The 16,922-nt window shown below is 31.7% G+C and carries 17 protein-coding genes; 4 read left to right on the top strand and 13 right to left on the bottom strand.

From position 1 onward, the window contains the following. Positions 1-6: 6 nt before the first annotated feature. From ACFSX9_RS01960 to ACFSX9_RS01950, 3 genes are read right to left on the bottom strand one after another with little or no spacing between them, the layout of a single operon-like run. Positions 7-186, bottom strand: coding sequence for a hypothetical protein (locus ACFSX9_RS01960; RefSeq protein ID WP_379803718.1), 180 nt, complete (start codon positions 184-186; stop codon positions 7-9). Positions 187-192: 6 nt separating this feature from the next. Then, positions 193-1,308, bottom strand: coding sequence for a PDDEXK nuclease domain-containing protein (locus ACFSX9_RS01955; RefSeq protein ID WP_379803716.1), 1,116 nt, complete (start codon positions 1,306-1,308; stop codon positions 193-195). Positions 1,309-1,310: 2 nt separating this feature from the next. Continuing rightward, positions 1,311-3,167: a DNA topoisomerase IV subunit B gene (locus ACFSX9_RS01950; protein ID WP_379803714.1), complete on the bottom strand. Its 1,857-nt coding sequence runs from the start codon at positions 3,165-3,167 to the stop codon at positions 1,311-1,313. A 150-nt stretch (positions 3,168-3,317) separates the two neighbouring features. Between ACFSX9_RS01950 and ACFSX9_RS01945 the strand changes: the two genes are divergently transcribed. Next, a complete protein-coding gene (locus tag ACFSX9_RS01945) occupies positions 3,318-4,502 on the top strand; it encodes a GAF domain-containing sensor histidine kinase (protein ID WP_379803711.1) in 1,185 nt (394 codons plus the stop codon). Positions 4,503-4,513: 11 nt separating this feature from the next. On the opposite strand, the gene ACFSX9_RS01940 is transcribed toward ACFSX9_RS01945, so the two are convergent. Genes ACFSX9_RS01940 through ychF form a run of 5 tightly spaced genes read right to left on the bottom strand, consistent with a single transcriptional unit; the run spans position 4,514 to position 8,271 of the window. Next, on the bottom strand, positions 4,514-5,188 hold the full coding sequence (locus ACFSX9_RS01940) for a TIGR02117 family protein (protein ID WP_379803708.1): 675 nt from the start codon (positions 5,186-5,188) through the stop codon (positions 4,514-4,516). A gap of 5 nt (positions 5,189-5,193) precedes the next feature. Further along, positions 5,194-5,859, bottom strand: a complete 666-nt coding sequence (locus ACFSX9_RS01935) for a hypothetical protein (RefSeq protein ID WP_379803705.1) — start codon at positions 5,857-5,859, stop codon at positions 5,194-5,196. 47 nt (positions 5,860-5,906) lie between these two features. Then, positions 5,907-6,566, bottom strand: a complete 660-nt coding sequence (locus ACFSX9_RS01930; RefSeq protein ID WP_379803703.1) for a YiiX/YebB-like N1pC/P60 family cysteine hydrolase — start codon at positions 6,564-6,566, stop codon at positions 5,907-5,909. Between the two features lie 55 nt (positions 6,567-6,621). Beyond that, positions 6,622-7,116, bottom strand: a complete 495-nt coding sequence (locus ACFSX9_RS01925) for a nuclear transport factor 2 family protein (protein WP_379803700.1) — start codon at positions 7,114-7,116, stop codon at positions 6,622-6,624. 60 nt (positions 7,117-7,176) lie between these two features. Next, a complete protein-coding gene (gene ychF / locus ACFSX9_RS01920; protein WP_379803697.1) occupies positions 7,177-8,271 on the bottom strand; it encodes a redox-regulated ATPase YchF in 1,095 nt (364 codons plus the stop codon). A 205-nt stretch (positions 8,272-8,476) separates the two neighbouring features. Here ychF and ACFSX9_RS01915 point away from each other — a divergent pair, with 205 nt between their 5' ends. Next, complete coding sequence (locus ACFSX9_RS01915; protein ID WP_379803694.1) at positions 8,477-9,013, top strand: hypothetical protein; 537 nt, start codon at positions 8,477-8,479, stop codon at positions 9,011-9,013. A gap of 59 nt (positions 9,014-9,072) precedes the next feature. Here the strand turns inward: ACFSX9_RS01915 and ACFSX9_RS01910 are convergent, their stop codons facing one another. Both ACFSX9_RS01910 and menD read right to left on the bottom strand, forming a co-directional pair. Beyond that, on the bottom strand, positions 9,073-9,417 hold the full coding sequence (locus ACFSX9_RS01910; RefSeq protein WP_379803692.1) for a DUF2853 family protein: 345 nt from the start codon (positions 9,415-9,417) through the stop codon (positions 9,073-9,075). Positions 9,418-9,488: 71 nt separating this feature from the next. Next, the gene (gene menD / locus ACFSX9_RS01905; protein ID WP_379803689.1) at positions 9,489-11,144 is read right to left on the bottom strand and encodes a 2-succinyl-5-enolpyruvyl-6-hydroxy-3-cyclohexene-1-carboxylic-acid synthase; all 1,656 of its coding nucleotides are present in this window, start codon (positions 11,142-11,144) and stop codon (positions 9,489-9,491) included. 79 nt (positions 11,145-11,223) lie between these two features. On the opposite strand from menD, the gene ACFSX9_RS01900 reads away from it, so the two are divergent. After that, a complete protein-coding gene (locus ACFSX9_RS01900; protein ID WP_379803687.1) occupies positions 11,224-11,721 on the top strand; it encodes a GNAT family N-acetyltransferase in 498 nt (165 codons plus the stop codon). Between the two features lie 69 nt (positions 11,722-11,790). Here ACFSX9_RS01900 and ACFSX9_RS01895 read toward each other — a convergent pair whose 3' ends face one another. Beyond that, positions 11,791-12,381: a glutathione peroxidase gene (locus ACFSX9_RS01895; RefSeq protein WP_379803685.1), complete on the bottom strand. Its 591-nt coding sequence runs from the start codon at positions 12,379-12,381 to the stop codon at positions 11,791-11,793. Positions 12,382-12,488: 107 nt separating this feature from the next. Between ACFSX9_RS01895 and ACFSX9_RS01890 the strand changes: the two genes are divergently transcribed. After that, the gene (locus ACFSX9_RS01890; protein WP_379803683.1) at positions 12,489-12,854 is read left to right on the top strand and encodes a potassium channel family protein; all 366 of its coding nucleotides are present in this window, start codon (positions 12,489-12,491) and stop codon (positions 12,852-12,854) included. 24 nt (positions 12,855-12,878) lie between these two features. On the opposite strand, the gene ccsA is transcribed toward ACFSX9_RS01890, so the two are convergent. Together ccsA and ACFSX9_RS01880 are read right to left on the bottom strand one after the other, a co-directional pair. After that, positions 12,879-16,037 carry a cytochrome c biogenesis protein CcsA gene (ccsA, locus tag ACFSX9_RS01885; protein ID WP_379803681.1) on the bottom strand — a complete coding sequence of 1,053 codons (3,159 nt, stop codon included), beginning with the start codon at positions 16,035-16,037 and terminating at the stop codon, positions 12,879-12,881. A gap of 104 nt (positions 16,038-16,141) precedes the next feature. Beyond that, a complete protein-coding gene (locus tag ACFSX9_RS01880; RefSeq protein ID WP_379803679.1) occupies positions 16,142-16,873 on the bottom strand; it encodes a biotin--[acetyl-CoA-carboxylase] ligase in 732 nt (243 codons plus the stop codon). Positions 16,874-16,922 lie beyond the last annotated feature (49 nt).

The raw sequence follows: 16,922 nt of genomic DNA, 5'->3' as shown, positions 1-16,922 counted from the left end.
TTAGTTTTAAAAGTTATACTTTTCTTTACAGATATGTGCTTCTGTTTTGACACTATTCCCGTTTGAATCTGTTGTAGTACTTGTAACTGTATCACATTCTTCATGATCATTTGAAAAATGAATAAAAATTAATGTTGCTATCGTTCCTATTAGAATTAATCCTAAAATTAAAGTATATTTTTTCATATTTTATTATTCATTAATTAATCTCTTAAATTCTTCTTTACTTGGTAAAACGGTTTTGTATTTACTTGCAAAAATTTGTTCGTTGTTTTCTGGCAAAGTGTATTGAACTACTAAATCGCTTTTATTTTGACAAAGGACAATTCCTATAGTTTTATTTTCATCTTCTAGTCTCATATTCCTGTCGTAATAGTTCACATACATCTGCATTTGTCCTAAATCTTGATGTTTCAGTTCTCCAATTTTTAAATCAATTAGTACAAAACTTTTTAAGATTCTATTGTAAAAAACCAAATCGATTCGGAAATGTTTATCATCAAAAGTAATTCTTTTTTGACGTGCTACAAATGCGAATCCTTGACCTAATTCTAACAAGAAATGTTCTAATTTATTGATGATTTGTTGTTCTAAATCACTTTCAGAATACTGATGCAATTCGGGTAAACCCAAAAACTCTAAAATATAAGGATCCTTGATAATATCCTTCGGTTTTTCAATAATTTGACCTTCTTCAGAAAGTTTTAAAATCCCTTCTTTATCTCTACTTAAGGTCAATCTTGTATATAAAGCAGTGTCATATTGTCTTTTTAATTCTCTAACACTCCAGTTATTTTTAATAGATTCTATTTCGTAAAAACTTCTTTCTTTCTCATCATCAATTCGCATTAAGAATATATAATGTGTCCATGTTAATTTAAAAAACGAAATCAATGTTAGATATTTAGTATTTATAAATTCCGCAGTCAGTGATTGCGTATTTTGAAGTCTATTTAATTTCACATCTTTAGAATCCTTCGTCACTGATGACGAATTCTCAATATCTAAAATTCTATTCAGTGATTCGGAAATTGAATAAATCAAATAAAACTGTCTCATTTGTTCTAGGTTTCGTAATGAAAAACCTTTTCCAAACTCTCTTTTTAGTTCTTCTGAAAGTCCTTTTAAAATTTGCTTTCCATATTCGGCTCTTTCTTTTCCGTTTTGTTCTTCTTCTACAATGATTCTGCCTATTTCAAAATAAGTATATACCATAGTCGAATTTACAGTTCGCAAAACTTGTTGTCTCGCTTGTTGCAATAAATCAACTACTTGTTTGAATATTTCTTTATTTTGAAGATGTTTCATCTTTATTGCTTTTCTATTACGTCTAATTCAACCTTCAAATTATTGATAATAAATGTTTGTCGATCCGGTGTGTTTTTCCCCATGTAGAATTCTAATAACATTTCGATTGGAGTCGATTTGTCTAGCATCACAGGATCTAAACGGATACTTTCACCAATAAAGTGCTTGAACTCGTCAGGCGAAATTTCCCCTAATCCTTTGAATCGGGTGATTTCTGGTTTTGGTTTTAATTTTTCAATTGCATCCACACGTTCTTTGTCCGAATAACAATAGATGGTTTCTTTTTTATTTCGCACACGGAATAATGGTGTTTGTAAGATATACAAATGACCATCTTTAATTAATTCCGGGAAAAACTGCAAGAAAAAGGTAATCAACAACAAACGAATGTGCATTCCATCGACATCGGCATCAGTTGCAATTACGATATTGTTGTATCGCAGATCGCCCATATCTTCTTCGATATTCAGTGCGGCTTGCAATAAATTAAATTCTTCGTTTTCGTATACAATTTTCTTTGACATTCCGTATGAATTCAAAGGTTTTCCACGCAAACTAAAAACTGCTTGCGTATTCACATCACGAGATTTCGTAATGGAACCCGAAGCCGAATCTCCCTCGGTAATAAAAAGCGTACTTTCTAAACTTCTTGGATTTTTAGCGTCGGTTAAATGCACACGACAATCGCGTAATTTCTTATTGTGCAGGTTTGATTTTTTAGCACGGTCTTTGGCCAACTTACGAATTCCTGATAATTCCTTACGTTCGCGTTCGGCTTGTAAAATTTTGCGTAACAAAGCGTCTGCTAATTCGGGATTTTTATGTAGGAAATTGTCTAGCTTAGTTTTAATAAAATCATTTACAAACGTACGAACAGAAGGACCATTTGGACCAATATCCGTAGAACCTAATTTTGTTTTCGTTTGGGATTCAAATACAGGCTCTTCTACTTTTACAGCAACAGCCGAAACAACCGATTTACGAATATCTGACGCTTCGAACGGTTTGTTATAAAATTCTTTTATCGTTTTTACAATAGCTTCGCGAAAAGCACCTAAATGCGTTCCACCTTGTGTTGTGTTTTGTCCGTTTACAAATGAATGATATTCTTCGGAATACTGCGATTTACTATGAGTAATAGCTATTTCAATATCATCACCTTCTAAGTGAATAATTGGGTAAACCATATCTTCTTCCGCAATATTTTCTTCTAATAAATCTTTTAATCCAAATTCAGAAAAATATTTTTCACCGTTGTAATAAATCGTTAAACCACGATTTAAATAACAGTAGTTTTTAAGCATTTTAATGACATACTCATTACGATACTTGTAGTTTTTAAAAATAGCTTCGTCAGCTACGAAAGAAACTTTTGTTCCTTTTCGCTTGGTGCTTTCTTGCACATCTTCTTCAACCGTAAGATTTCCGGCTGAGAATTCTGCTGCTTTTATTTGGTTGTCACGAACAGATTCAACACGAAAAAAATTTGAAAGTGCATTTACTGCTTTCGTACCTACACCATTTAAACCTACTGATTTCTTGAACGCTTTTGAATCATATTTTCCACCAGTATTCATTTTGGAAACAACATCCACAACTTTCCCTAATGGAATACCACGACCATAATCGCGAACGGTGACCAATTTCTCTTTGATAGTAACCTCAATAGTTTTTCCGGCACCCATAACGAATTCATCGATACAGTTGTCCATCACCTCTTTTAAAAGGATGTAAATACCATCGTCAGGCGAAGAACCATCGCCTAATTTTCCGATATACATACCAGGACGCATACGAATGTGCTCTTTCCAATCGAGCGAACGAATATTGTCTTCGGTATACTGATTTTGCTCTAACATAGATAGATTTTGGATTTTGTGCAAGATAGGATTTATACTCTAAATTTAAAACTAATTTAATTAGATTTTTTGCTTACTAATTGAAGATATTATTTTTAATTACGCTGTTTATTATGTACATTTATTGCCCCTACTAATTTTATTTACCCTGTGAAAAATATACCTAAAAAAAACGCTATTGAAGTTTTAGAAGACTATCTACTATTTGATTCTGAAGCAGAAGTTGAATATGATAATATCACTTTTTTAGCTTCAAAAATTTGCAACACACCTATTTCAACTATTACATTATTGGACGAAAAAAGACAATGGTTTAAATCTAAAATAGGTTTTGAACATTCAGAAACCCCTCTGAATAGGTCATTTTGTGCTTTATCAATTTCTAAATGCAAAAAAGTGCTCGTAGTTCCTAATGTAATGGAAGATAGCGAGTTTAGTGAAATTGGCAAATTAAACGGCTTAGAAAAAGATGGTTTTTATGCTGCAGTGACGCTTTTTAATGACGATGAAATCCCATTAGGAACATTATGCGTTATTGACTACGAAAGTAAAAATTTAGATGAAGATCAGATCAAAGCTTTAGAAATTTTAGGCAAGCAGGTGGAAGAATTGTTTCGAATTCGAATAAAAAACATTCAACTCAATAAAAATTACGAGAATTTAAAAGATAAGTATACCGAACTGAAGCAATTTTCAAACACAATTTCTCACGATATTCAAACGCCGATCAATAATATAATTTCGCTAATCTCTTTACTTAATGAAGATAAGGCAAATCAGAAGGCAACTTCGGAATATTTAGATCTGTTGGTAACATCATCTTATCAACTAAAAAATTACATCAATAATTTATTAACTTACTACCAATCTGAAGCACTTGTAGTAAACAAAAACGAGTTTTTACTTAGTGATGTTGTTTCTGAAATTGAACAAATAGTCACTACCGATAAACAAGTGCAATTTGTTTATGATTTTGATAAATCTTCTATACATACTACAGACAAAATGGCGTTATCTCAGATTTTGTTAAATTTGATTTCAAATGGTATTAAATATAATGCACAAACTAATCCAATTATAACGATAAATTTTTCAACGCTTAACGCGAAATCTATTATTAAAATCACTGACAATGGAATTGGGATTGAGGAAAAAGATTTTGATGCTATTTTTGAAAACAACATCACTTTAGCGAAAAAAGACCGTTATGGAAATTTCGGGACAGGTTTAGGATTATCTATTGTTTCTAATTTAGCTAAGAAGATCAATTATAAAATTACGATTGATTCTAAAATTGGCGTTGGAACTACTTTTACATTGACTGAAATAAACTAAGAGGAAAAATACTACTTCGAATAATGTCTAAAAATACCTGTATCGGTTATTGTCCAAAGTGCAGCTTTTTGATTCGCAAACTTCAAAGCCTGATTTGCCCAAGAATTACAAGTGTAAAACAAGGAATAACTTCCCTTAGCTTCATAAAAAACATCATTTTTTCCATAAACAGCATCGGTTTCAATTTTTAAGAAATCTCCTGCTTTGGTTTGAAAAGATTCATTTAAATAAGCGATTAGCCTTTTGTAATTAGTAGGAGAAATTACAATTTCTTTGCAAGTATCACTTTCCTTCATCTTGTTGTAAAAAGTAATATGCATTGCTGAAGTACTTATTCCAGTTGTTGCTTTTAAAGCGGTTGAGACTTTCAGATCTGCCCAGGTTGGCGTTTCCAAGTAAAAGCCTTTATCTCCCCAGCCCATAGCAACAAAATTAGCCGAGCTGTCCTGCGCTTTTGTATCTGATGCTTTTACACTTTTAGACCAATCATAGAGTTCGTTTTTAATCGGAACAACAATATCAGTATGCACTCCATTTGTGATAATATAAATGGATACGTCTTTATCAGCTATAACCTCTGTTTTATTTACAGAAATATAAGAAACTAATGTCACCCCGATTACATAACTAAGTAATGCTAAAAGAAAAAGTGCCGTATATTTTAATATTTTTTTAAAGATCTTCATGTCGTTTATTTAAATAAGTAAGTGCTTTGGTACTCAAATCCGTCTTTTCTAATTAATTTTCTGAAATCAGCACGAGATGGCGTTAAAACCACATGCGAAGTGTCCTTTTCATTCATTGCTACTACAAAAGGAATTCTTAATTCATTCTGCAATTTAGTAAAATCTTTTTTAGTTCCTAACTGAATGTGTTTCATGCCAATCGTAGAAAGTTTGATAATGCTCGTTAAATAATTATCATCGATTTTTTTATTCAATACTAATGAAGATTTGTATTCTTTTGCGATTTCGTTGGTAGCAAATGAAAAAATCGTATCTAATCTTTCAATTTCGAAGGTAATTGTGTCGCCTTTTACAAATGTTTTATAGGTTTTATTTTCGTTCTTATCGAAGATTTCGTTGTTGCGCAACTCTACTTCGGGAAAAGAATCGAGTTCTGATTTTAAGACTGAAAGCGTCTCAATTTCTTTGATGAAAATTATTTTTTCCTCAATTGTTAAGCGATGCGAATAATCTAAAGAATAAGTGCCGATGAACTTTTTTGGAAAAGATTTAATTGCATCGACATTTGAAGGTTGGGCATCTGAAAAATAGATAAAACCATCATTCAAAGCGTATTCTTTGCAAGAGAACAGAACAGAAGTTAGAGCAAGAATTAAGAATTTTTTTTTCATTTACAATCGTTTACAAAAAGACAGCAAGAATTAAACCAGTAGTAGCGCTAATCCTTATACTTATCAATTATTAAATCAATTATAGTCAAATCATACATACATTTCATAGAGAAAAAAAACAACTCTCGTTCTTCTTTTTCCTGCGGTAATTTAACCAACTGCAATTCCTGTTCTAGAATATACCAAATCATTTCAGTACAATATAGCTTTGAACTATCACTTATGTCACCATGATGATCAAAAGGAACTTTTAAAGCTACCAATTTTAATGCTTCAACCGAAATTTGCTTTCTCTGTTCTACCGTCGCATTTTTCAGTCTTGAAATGATAATTTTATTAGGCTGTGAATATTTTAAAAAACGACTTAACTTTTCGATTTGCATGCCGTCAATTTTAGAAACATCAGAAGATAATGAATGAATTACATACCATTCATTCTTTTTTTTAGTTAAAATTCCTGCATGCGTTACATCAAATTCTTTGGTATTTAAATGATCGGCTATTATATCACTAAAGTAACCATAACCTTTTCTTAAAATTAAATCTCCTTCTTCGATTTTATCTATATCAGCAGTTTCTAGTCTGACTTGATTTTCATTTTTCGTTACTTCCTTTACCTCTTCTCTTGCATCTAAATAAAAGAAAGCTTCATAGATTGCAAAGCCACTTAAAAAAAATATTCCGAAAATAAAAAGCACTTTTTTCATAGTTTTACTCTTTATTTTCGAAATTATAAATATTTAGATAAGTACTTAGTAGCACTTACTCAACTACTATTGAGTCATTTAAATCATCTTCAAAAATAAATGGTTCACTTTCCTCTACTTCAACACTTTCATTTAAAGATTTTTTTCCTTCTTCTTTCTTTGCATCTTCCTTATTCATAGAAACTTTCCATTTCCCATCAATCTTTTTCAAGTTTAACGTTTCTTCTTTAGTTTCACCATCTTTCATTTGAGTATAAGTTACAGTTGCTTTATCATCTTTAACCTCAGAACCTGTAATTTTAAATTCTGCAATTTTTTCGTCTGTTTTACCAGCCATTGCACTAAAGCTTTCTAGCATTCCTAATAAAGGTGCTGTTTTATCGTCACAATATTCTTTCGCTTCTTTAAATTCTAATTTATTTAAATGCGTTAAGAATTTATTTGCTACATTTTCAACTTCGCTTTTGTCTGAACAAGCAACATTAGTAAACAATGCTAATACAAGGACAACTTTAAGCAAACTAATTGCCTTTTTTTTAATTTGTTTCATGTTATTTTTTTTGAATAATTAATCTAAAATAGTAATTTTTTTTTATTGAACAATTATTCTTTACACATTAAAACGAAAATGCATAACATCACCATCTTTTACAATGTATTCTTTTCCTTCTACTCTTAACTTTCCAGCTTCTTTTACTTTTGCTTCTGATCCGAAACTTGAGAAATCTTCAAATGCAATTACTTCTGCACGGATAAATCCTTTTTCAAAATCAGTATGAATTACTCCAGCTGCTTTTGGTGCTGTATCGCCTACGTTAATTGTCCAAGCACGAACTTCTTTAACTCCGGCTGTGAAATAGGTTTGTAATTTTAATAATCTGTATGCAGCACGAATTAAAACTGCCGAACCTGGCTCGCTCAATCCCATGTCTTCTAAGAAAACCTGGCGCTCTTCATAGCTTTCTAATTCGGTGATATCTGCTTCCGCTCCTACTGAAAGGATAATAACTTCTGCATCTTCGTCTTTTACTAATTCGCGCACTAAGTCTACGTATTTGTTTCCTTTTACTGCTGATTCTTCGTCAACGTTACAAACGTATAAAACTGGTTTTGCAGTAATTAATTGGAAATCTTCCATTAAATCAATTTCATCTTGATTTTGAGGAACAATTGTACGTGCTGATTTCGCTTCTAATAAAGTTTGACGAATGCGGTCTAACAATGCTTTTTCAACTTGTGCTTCTTTATTTCCTGTTTTTGCAGCACGATTGGTTTTTTCCAAACGTTTTTCTACCGTTTCAAGATCTTTTAATTGCAATTCAATATCAATAGTTTCTTTATCACGAATAGGATTTACATTTCCGTCAACGTGAATAATATTATCATTATCAAAACAACGTAATACGTGAATAATCGCGTTACATTCTCTAATGTTTCCTAAGAACTGATTTCCTAAACCTTCTCCTTTACTTGCTCCTTTAACTAAACCTGCAATATCTACGATATCAACAGTTGCCATTTGAACACGCTCTGGCTTCACTAATTCCTCTAAACGATTAATACGTGGGTCTGGAACGTTTACAACGCCAATATTTGGTTCTATAGTACAAAACGGAAAGTTTGCACTCTGCGCTTTAGCATTTGATAAACAATTAAATAAGGTTGATTTTCCAACATTTGGTAATCCTACAATTCCTGCTTTCATTATTGAATGTGTTTTTAAAAGTGTGCAAATATAGTTTAAAAGTTGGAAAGCTACAATGTTTGTAATAAAGCGACTTACGTTTAAAGAAAAAGCTCGGGAATATAGGTGAGGTGGGAATTATATAAGATTAAGAATTCATTGTATAATACGCAAGGATGCAAACAGAGCTAAATTTGTAATTAATTAATCACTAAAACATTACATTATGAAATCAATATTTATGTCATTGGCATTATTATTTGCTACAAGTACAATAATTGCGCAAAACAAAAACGTGAAAGACGAAACTAAGACAACGGTTACCACTGTTAAAACGTCTGATGGAGAAAAGAAATTTGTGAAGAAAGAAAACACTCGTGAAGTGCAGAACATTGAATTGAAAGATCAAGAAACTAAAAATATCAATATGGATATGAAGGATTCTGAAGTAATGGTTGAGAAAACTACTACAGTAACAAATCCTGATGGTTCTACTAGAACAGTACATATTGACCGTTCATCTTATTATACATTAGATGGAAAAAAATACCAAGTGTCTTTAGACAGTAAAGGATACCGAATTGTTTCTGATGATAAGAAAAATGAGGCTTTCTTAAGAAAAACAACTACTAATAGTTTTATTTACAGAAGTAAAAATAAAACTGCTATTGGATATTTTGATACTGACGGAAACTTGATCTTAGAAACTTACGATCCAAAATCAGATACTATTACCTATGAAAAATATACGGTAAACAGATAATATAAGAATTGCTATGAATGAAAAAATCCTGAATGAGAATTCAGGATTTTTTTTGTGTCTTACTTGTTATAAACAGCTTCTTTTTTGAAATGTTTTGCCAATAAATAATAAACTACTGCTCTATATTTATTTTTATTTGATTTTCCATATTGTTCGATTACAGCTTGAATACCTTTATCTAACTCTGGACCATCAGTTAATCCTAATTTTTTGATTAAAAAGTTGTTTTTTACTGTTGCTAATTCTTTTTCGTCAGAACCTGCAACTGTAGAAGAATCTGCATTATAGATTGATGGACCACAACCAATGGTTACTTTAGTTAAAAAATCCATATCAGCAGTTACACCACATTTTTCTTTTAAATCAGCCGCGTATTTAACAATTAATTCATCTCTTTTACTCATAATGTTGTTTGTTTAAAGGTTTATCCTTCTCAAATTTACACTTTTATTTTAACATTAGTTAAAAATAGATCTTAATTTTTTAAAGATTTGAAGAAATCTAGTAAAATAGAGTTATTGCGTTTTTCCGGTGTAAATACCTCTAAAATACTTGGCCCATTTTGTTCATTTATAAAAGATAGATAGCTTGCTTCCAAACTTGCTTCATCTGTAGCAGCGAAATAACTAATTTGATACATTTTTGCTAGATGAACGGCATTTAACTGATGCGATGTCTCGAAAAATGTATTAAATGTTTCGGTTTCTTGATGACCTGGCAAGATTCTAAAAATCCCACCTCCTCCATTATTCAATACAATAATTTTAAAGTTTTTAGGAATGTAATTGTTCCAAAGTGCGTTACTGTCGTATAAAAAACTAATATCGCCTGTAATAAAAAGAGTAAGTTTTTGGTTCATCACAGCAGCACCAATTGCGGTTGAAGTGCTTCCATCAATTCCACTAGTTCCTCGGTTGCAGAAAACTTCAATTGTTGGATTCAAATCAAACAATTGTATATAACGAATCGGCGAACTATTGCTGACTTGTAATTGTATATTTTCCGGTAAATGTTGGCTTAGAAAGTCAAACACTTTAAAGTCTGAAAACGAAACTGATCCTGAATAAATTGTGTGCGCTTTAACTCTATCTTTCCAAATAGCTGCTATTGATTCTTTATAATTACTTTCTACTTTATCTGCGTCTAAAAAATTATTAAAAAAAGTATTTACTGAAGTTTCAAAATGATGCGATAAAACGCCGTAAGTGTCATAAGCACGCAATTCATCAACATGCCAATGATTTTCGGGTTGATACTTTCTTAAGAACGATTTAATTCTTTTTGAAATCACCATTCCTCCAAAAGTCAATAGTATTTCAGGTTGAAAATCCTCAAAATCTTCCTCAGAAAATGGCGTAATTAAGGTATCTATTTGATTTATAAACGATTCGTGATGAATGTTTGAAGTTTTTTCGGTCAAAACCACGACACTTGGATCATTTCCTAAACTATCTAAATATTTTTGTTCAATTGAATTTGGAAATAATTCGCCTACTACAATTAGCTTCTTAGTTGCTTTGTTCCATTTTTGCAGAAATTCTGGCTGAAAATTAACAGTATTTTCCCTTTCTTTATTTTGGGAAATTAGAGGGAAATAAGTCATTTCAGAAACAGTTCCATACAGCGGTTCTTCAAACGGAGCATTAATATGAACTGGCCCTTTTTTAGAAACAGTAATTTCAAGTGCTTCCTGAATCAAATTATCGTTGGCAACCGAAGTTTCATCGGATAAATTCGCATTGAATAAACTGTGATTAGCAAATACATTTTCCTGACGAATCGTTTGACCATCGCCAATGTCAATTTTACTTTGAGGTCGGTCCGCAGAAATAACAACCAAAGGAATTTGACTGTAAAACGCTTCGGCCAAAGCCGGATAATAATTTAGCAAAGCCGAGCCTGAAGTACAAACTAAAGCGACCGGTTTTTGCATTTGTTGTGCCATTCCTAATGCAAAAAAAGCAGCGCAACGTTCATCAGCAATACTATAACATTTGAAATACGAATTGTTAGTAAAACCAATGGTCAAAGGTGCATTTCTTGAACCGGGAGAAATTACGATATGTTGGACTTCCTTTTGTTTGCAAATTTCAATAATGCTTTGTGCTAAAGGAATTTTTGGATACATCATTTTTTTATAACTAAATGGATTACAAATTTACGAAGATGTGCTGATTTTTACTACTTTTACGGAACTATTTCTCTTTAAAATGAATATTCAAATAAGAACTTACTCTGTTGCAGATTGTCCTGCTATTTTAGCAATTATAAATGAAGCTATTTTAACTTCAACTGCTTTATATGATTACCTTCCTAGAACATTAGAACACCAAATTGCTATTTTTGAAGATAAAATTTCAAAGGGTTTTCCAATTATTGTGGCTGAAGAAAATAATCAAGTTATTGGTTTTGGCTATTATAGTGAATTTCGATTTAGAGAAGCGTATAAGTTTACAGTAGAACATTCAGTTTATGCTGATAAAAACTATATAGGAAAAGGCGTTGGGAAATTATTATTGACCGAATTAATTCAATTAGCAAAAGCACAAAAATTACATACTATGATTGGTGTGATTGATTCTGAAAACGTTGCTAGTATTACATTTCATGAGAAATTTGGTTTTGAAAAAGCGGGTTATATAAAGGAATCAGGTTTTAAGTTTGATAAATGGCTTGATTCTGTTTTTATGCAAAAAATGCTGTCATAAAAAAATCCCAAACTCCAATATTAAATTGAAACTTGGGATTTAAAACAAAACATTATATTAATCAAAACATTATTTTCCTTCAATCCAATTTGTGATTTCAGCATCTGTTGGAAGTATTCTTGGTCCAACTACTTTTGCTAATTCACCATTTTCGTTAATTAAGTATTTTTGAAAATTCCATTCTACTTCACTGTCTTGCAATCCATTTTTACCTTTTTCAGTTAAAAATTTATATACAGGATGCATATCGTTTCCTTTTACTGAGATTTTGTCCATCATTGGAAAAGTCACCCCATAATTACGTTGGCAAAATTCTGCTATTTCTCCACTAGTTCCTGGTTCCTGACTCATAAAGTTGTTTGCAGGAAATCCTACAATTACAAAGTTCTGGTCTTTATATTTATCATAAATAGCTTGTAGTTGCTCATATTGTGGCGTTAAACCACATTTTGAAGCTGTATTTACTACAAGTATTTTTTTTCCTTTCAATGTTGAAAAATCAAAATCGCTACCTTCTAAAGTTTTTACTTTAAATTGATAAATCGTTTCTTTTGCCATTATTTCTGCTGTTTCTGATTCGTTAATTTGCTTAGGTTGCGCTTGATTTTGGCAACTCCACAAAGAGATCACTGCCGAAAACAAGAAGATTGTATTTTTCATTATATTTTATTTGAGACTGTTATACAAATTTAGAAATTTAATTACCTTTACTCTCTTAAACAAATGATAATTCTTGCTTAATGTTTGTAATTTAAAGAAATCAACCTATGTTTTTTATAAAAACTATTTTCCTCTTTCTTCAAGACGAAGAATACCGCGATTTACTTATTACTACTGCTATAATTTTAATAATAGGCACTTTAACTTATCATTATTTAGAAGGCTGGGGCTATATTGACTCGCTCTATTTCTCAATGGTGACTTTAACAACAATTGGTTATGGCGACTTTACACCACAAACTGACGAAGGTAAACTATTCACCGTTTTTTATATTATTGTCGGTATTGGTGTGATTTTAAGTTTTATAAATACAATTCAACGTCATTATGCCAAAATGAAATACGAAAATAAACGAGAATTTGTCACTTCGCGCAAAGCAGAAAATTCGAAGCATAAAAAAAGGGAAAATTAATATTTTCCCTTTTTTCTATTCTATTTATTTCTTAAAATGTTTCTTGTAAGGTACATAAGCAATTCCTGCTATAATCAACACGCCTATTAAAATATATAAGTAATAGGAAACGTTTTGTTGTTCTCCCGAAGCATAACTATGTAAACCACTTAAGTGGAAATTCACTCCGAAATACGTCATAATGATAGATGCAAAGGCTAAAACACTCATTACGTTATAAATCCATCTGCCTCGTAATGCAGGCACAAAACGTGCGTGAATCACAAATGCATAAACCATAATACTAATTAATGCCCAAGTTTCCTTTGGGTCCCAACCCCAATAACGTCCCCAACTTTCATTGGCCCATTGTCCTCCAAGGAAGTTTCCAATGGTTAACATTACTAATCCTACAGTTAAAGCTAATTCATTGATGTATGTAATTTCATCAATGCTCATCTTCATTTTTGCTTTGTTCTTCTCGTTAGTAAAAATCATCAAGAATAAAGCGATTAATCCTAGAACCATAGCCAATGTAAACGGACCATAACTTCCAACGATAACTGCTACGTGAATCATTAACCAGTACGAATTTAAAACCGGTTGCAAGTTTCCAATTGATGGATCCATCCAGTTCCAATGCGCAATCATTAAAATCATCGACGTTACAAAAGCTGTTGATGCTACTGTTAATTTAGAATCTTTTCCGAAAGCTAAACCAAAGAACATTGTTGCCCAAGCCACATAAATCATACTCTCATAAGCATCACTCCAAGGTGCGTGACCTGAAATGTACCATCTTACAATTAATCCCGCTAAATGGAACGCAAAAAATAGTGCAATTAATCCGTGGAATACGTTGATTATTCTTCGAATTGTTTTTGTGTTATTGAAAATTTGAACAATACAGAATGCTAACATCAAAATTCCGGCAAGCATATACATATAATATAATCGCTTGAAGATATCATACTTATTATATTGAATTTCCGAATTTATTTTACTGTCTTCAAGCATCACCAAACCACCATATTTGTGCTGGTATTGTTTTAAACCTGTCAACAAGCTATTCGGCATTGTGTAGTCGTTGCTCTGTGAAGACTTTTGAACTGCATCTAAATAAAAAGGCATGATGTTTTTAATAGAGTCTAAAGCAGTTCCCGTTGGTTCATTAATCTCTAAAAATGAAACCCATTTATTAGATTTATCAGCAGGAATAGGAAATACTTTTAAAATTTGACCGCTTAAAGCCGAATATAATAAGTTTACTTTTTTATCTGCATCGATAAAGTCTTTTTGAAATTGATTTGGAACCGGTTCTTTCGAAGCATCTTCCAGAAGATCCGCTAGTTTATAAGCACCTGTTTCATCGAAAAATGAAACTAACGGCGCATATTTTGCATCTTTATCAATACCAATTATTTTACGAATACTATCATTTCCTCTTTTCAGATAAATAATTGGCAAACCGTACCAATACTGAGGATATTGTGTCATCGAAATGAAAGCTTGATCCGAATTCATGTCTTCATACGTATCATTTTTAGATACTTTACGAAGCAATTCTGAAGAAAACGTATTGATAGGCTTCATACGACCACCATCTTGTATCACAATTTTTCCAAATTCAGCCGCATGCTCTTTTGAAACAACGCTTTTCTTCAGTAACTTAAGTGTTTCTTCTTTATTTGGTTGGTGCTTGTGCTCTTGTGCAAAAGTTAGCGTTGTAAATAAAATCAAGAAAACGCTGAGCATTTGACCTTTCTTGATTTTTAATTTTTCTAATTTTTCTTTAATACTGGCAAAACGGGTGTTTCTATTAAACAGAATTGCCATCATACCAAAGTACAATAAGAAATAACCAATGTAAGTAATCCAAGTTCCCCATAAGTCATGACTCACAGATAATTGCGTTCCTTGTTCGTCTGGATCAAAACCGGCTTGGAAGAATCTAAAACCTCTGTAATCCAATACGTTATTCATGTATATACTATCTTTAATAGTTTTATTTTCCTCTTTATCTTGCACTTCAACTAAACTCTTGAAAGCCGAATAATTTTTTTCGGTTCCTGGATATTTATCAGCGATAAAATCATCTAGTTTAATGTCAAAAGGTGTGTTATAAATTTTACTACCGAAGAAAAGCGTAAATTCTAAATCACCAATTTTCACACTTTGTGGAATACCTTGTCTTCCTTTTGCGCCCACTAAAGTTAGCAATTCTTCTTTTCCTTGGCTTATAATTTTAACAACCAAAGCATCATCAGTCTGTTTGTCTTTGAAATCATTATTCGATTTCATTATCAATTCACCTTTAACCGCTTCATCAGGAAATACAAATTGTGCGCCTCCAATATTATATAATGAACGCAACATCAAAGGTTGCACATCGTTTTTTACAACTTTACCTTCTAGTTTATCTGCCATTCGCATAAAATCACCTTCAAAAGGAGTTTGAATGGTATAAGCCTCAGCTATTTTGGTAATATTTATTGCTCCTTCCGTGAACTTATTGAACGCAAACAATACGTTGTGTAAATTTTGAACTTCACCTTCTTTTAAAAAGTGTTCGTGGCGAGTTCCACCACTAGATTCAACCATTTTGATCATTAACTGACCATTTTCATTTGGTTTCAAGGTTTCAGAAGCACTCATAATAAATTCTTGGTGAACGATTTTAAAAGGAATATCACTGAATTCACCACCTAATGAGAAATTGTTATTGGAAAAGAATGATAAAAATGCGTCACCTTTTACTTCTGGCGCAAAAATCAAACTTTTCTCGAAAGTTTTACGTTTTACTTCTCCTTGATAATCTCCATCAACCATAACGGTCAAATACGTTTTATCAGAAAAAATCATGTTAGTGGATTCGCCTTCTCTAATTGGCATCATTCCTTCATAACTAATATAGCGTGTTACGAATGCTCCAACGATAATAAGAATAAATGAAAGGTGTAATAATAACGTAGCCCAATTTTCTTTTTTCTGCAATTGGTACCGTTTTATATTTCCAATAAAGTTAATTACAAAGAAGACCATTATGGCTTCGAACCACCACGTATTATATACAATATTTCTTGCTGTGTCCGTGTTATAGTAGTCTTCGATAAAAGTTCCTGCTGCCATTGCTGCTGCAAAGCCTATAAACAAAACAGCCATTAAACGAGTTGAGAACAAAAATGAGAATATTTTTTTTTCCATGAGAGATAGAAATTCTAAATTTTATAAATTGTCACAAATGTACTGAATTCGAATTTCTTTTTAGAAAGTTTAACAAAGGTTTTAGTTATTTTTGGCAATTTATACTAGTACAGCATTTTAACTTCTTTAATGTCAAAATCCACTTCAGAATCATCTTCTAGAAGCACTTTTAATTTCCCTTCGCTAGTAACTTTTATAATTTTCCCTACAAATCTTTGACCTAAAGCACCTTGAAAGGTAGAAACGATATCTCTTTTATACAAATAAGAATGATACTCTTCCCAGAAATAGACTTCTTCGAATTCATTTAGTTCCTTTAAATTGTATTCTAATCGATCTACAATGTTTTTCAGAAGCAAATCTTTGTCTATTTTTTTCTGTTCCAAAAGAAATAAAGAAGACGCTTGAGGCAAATTTTCGAATAGTTCCTGATTTACGTTTACGCCAATTCCTATGATCGATTGTATTTGTGTCTGACTTTTTAGGGTGTTTTCAATTAAAATTCCAGCAATTTTTTTATTCTCTGACAAAATGTCGTTTGGCCATTTAATATTAAATTTCAAATTACTTTGCATTTGCAATCCTTCTACTACACTTAATGCAACAATAACATTTAATGTAAAAAGACACGAATTCAAGCCCGAATCATTTAGATACAATACACTAAAAGTTAGATTCTTACCCGGTTCTATTGTCCAATTAGCACCACGCTGTCCTTTGCCATCAGTTTGGTGTTCAGCAACAACGGTTGTGAAGTTTTCTACTTTCTCAGAAGAAGCTAATTTCTTTAAAAAAGTATTTGTAGAATCAATGGCACTGAGTTTGATTAAGTTCATGTGTAAGTAAAAAAATTTAATCTTATGTTAAGGTCCAAAAATAATCACA

The sequence above is a fragment of the Flavobacterium ardleyense genome, assembly GCF_042686085.1.
GTDB lineage: Bacteria > Bacteroidota > Bacteroidia > Flavobacteriales > Flavobacteriaceae > Flavobacterium > Flavobacterium ardleyense.
The sequence above is the reverse complement of the archived record's forward strand: the minus strand, read 5'-3'. Positions and strand labels throughout refer to the sequence as shown.

Excerpts from the sequence above, each read along its gene's own strand:
- ACFSX9_RS01960 (WP_379803718.1), bottom strand. The coding sequence starts at position 186 with ATGAAAAAATATACTTTAATTTTAGGATTAATTCTAATAGGAACGATA.
- ACFSX9_RS01955 (WP_379803716.1), bottom strand. The coding sequence starts at position 1,308 with ATGAAACATCTTCAAAATAAAGAAATATTCAAACAAGTAGTTGATTTA.
- ACFSX9_RS01950 (WP_379803714.1), bottom strand. The coding sequence starts at position 3,167 with ATGTTAGAGCAAAATCAGTATACCGAAGACAATATTCGTTCGCTCGAT.
- ACFSX9_RS01940 (WP_379803708.1), bottom strand. The coding sequence starts at position 5,188 with ATGAAGATCTTTAAAAAAATATTAAAATATACGGCACTTTTTCTTTTA.
- ACFSX9_RS01935 (WP_379803705.1), bottom strand. The coding sequence starts at position 5,859 with ATGAAAAAAAAATTCTTAATTCTTGCTCTAACTTCTGTTCTGTTCTCT.
- ACFSX9_RS01930 (WP_379803703.1), bottom strand. The coding sequence starts at position 6,566 with ATGAAAAAAGTGCTTTTTATTTTCGGAATATTTTTTTTAAGTGGCTTT.
- ACFSX9_RS01925 (WP_379803700.1), bottom strand. The coding sequence starts at position 7,116 with ATGAAACAAATTAAAAAAAAGGCAATTAGTTTGCTTAAAGTTGTCCTT.
- ychF (WP_379803697.1), bottom strand. The coding sequence starts at position 8,271 with ATGAAAGCAGGAATTGTAGGATTACCAAATGTTGGAAAATCAACCTTA.
- ACFSX9_RS01915 (WP_379803694.1), top strand. The coding sequence starts at position 8,477 with ATGAAATCAATATTTATGTCATTGGCATTATTATTTGCTACAAGTACA.
- ACFSX9_RS01910 (WP_379803692.1), bottom strand. The coding sequence starts at position 9,417 with ATGAGTAAAAGAGATGAATTAATTGTTAAATACGCGGCTGATTTAAAA.
- menD (WP_379803689.1), bottom strand. The coding sequence starts at position 11,144 with ATGATGTATCCAAAAATTCCTTTAGCACAAAGCATTATTGAAATTTGC.
- ACFSX9_RS01900 (WP_379803687.1), top strand. The coding sequence starts at position 11,224 with ATGAATATTCAAATAAGAACTTACTCTGTTGCAGATTGTCCTGCTATT.
- ACFSX9_RS01895 (WP_379803685.1), bottom strand. The coding sequence starts at position 12,381 with ATGAAAAATACAATCTTCTTGTTTTCGGCAGTGATCTCTTTGTGGAGT.
- ACFSX9_RS01890 (WP_379803683.1), top strand. The coding sequence starts at position 12,489 with ATGTTTTTTATAAAAACTATTTTCCTCTTTCTTCAAGACGAAGAATAC.
- ccsA (WP_379803681.1), bottom strand. The coding sequence starts at position 16,037 with ATGGAAAAAAAAATATTCTCATTTTTGTTCTCAACTCGTTTAATGGCT.
- ACFSX9_RS01880 (WP_379803679.1), bottom strand. The coding sequence starts at position 16,873 with ATGAACTTAATCAAACTCAGTGCCATTGATTCTACAAATACTTTTTTA.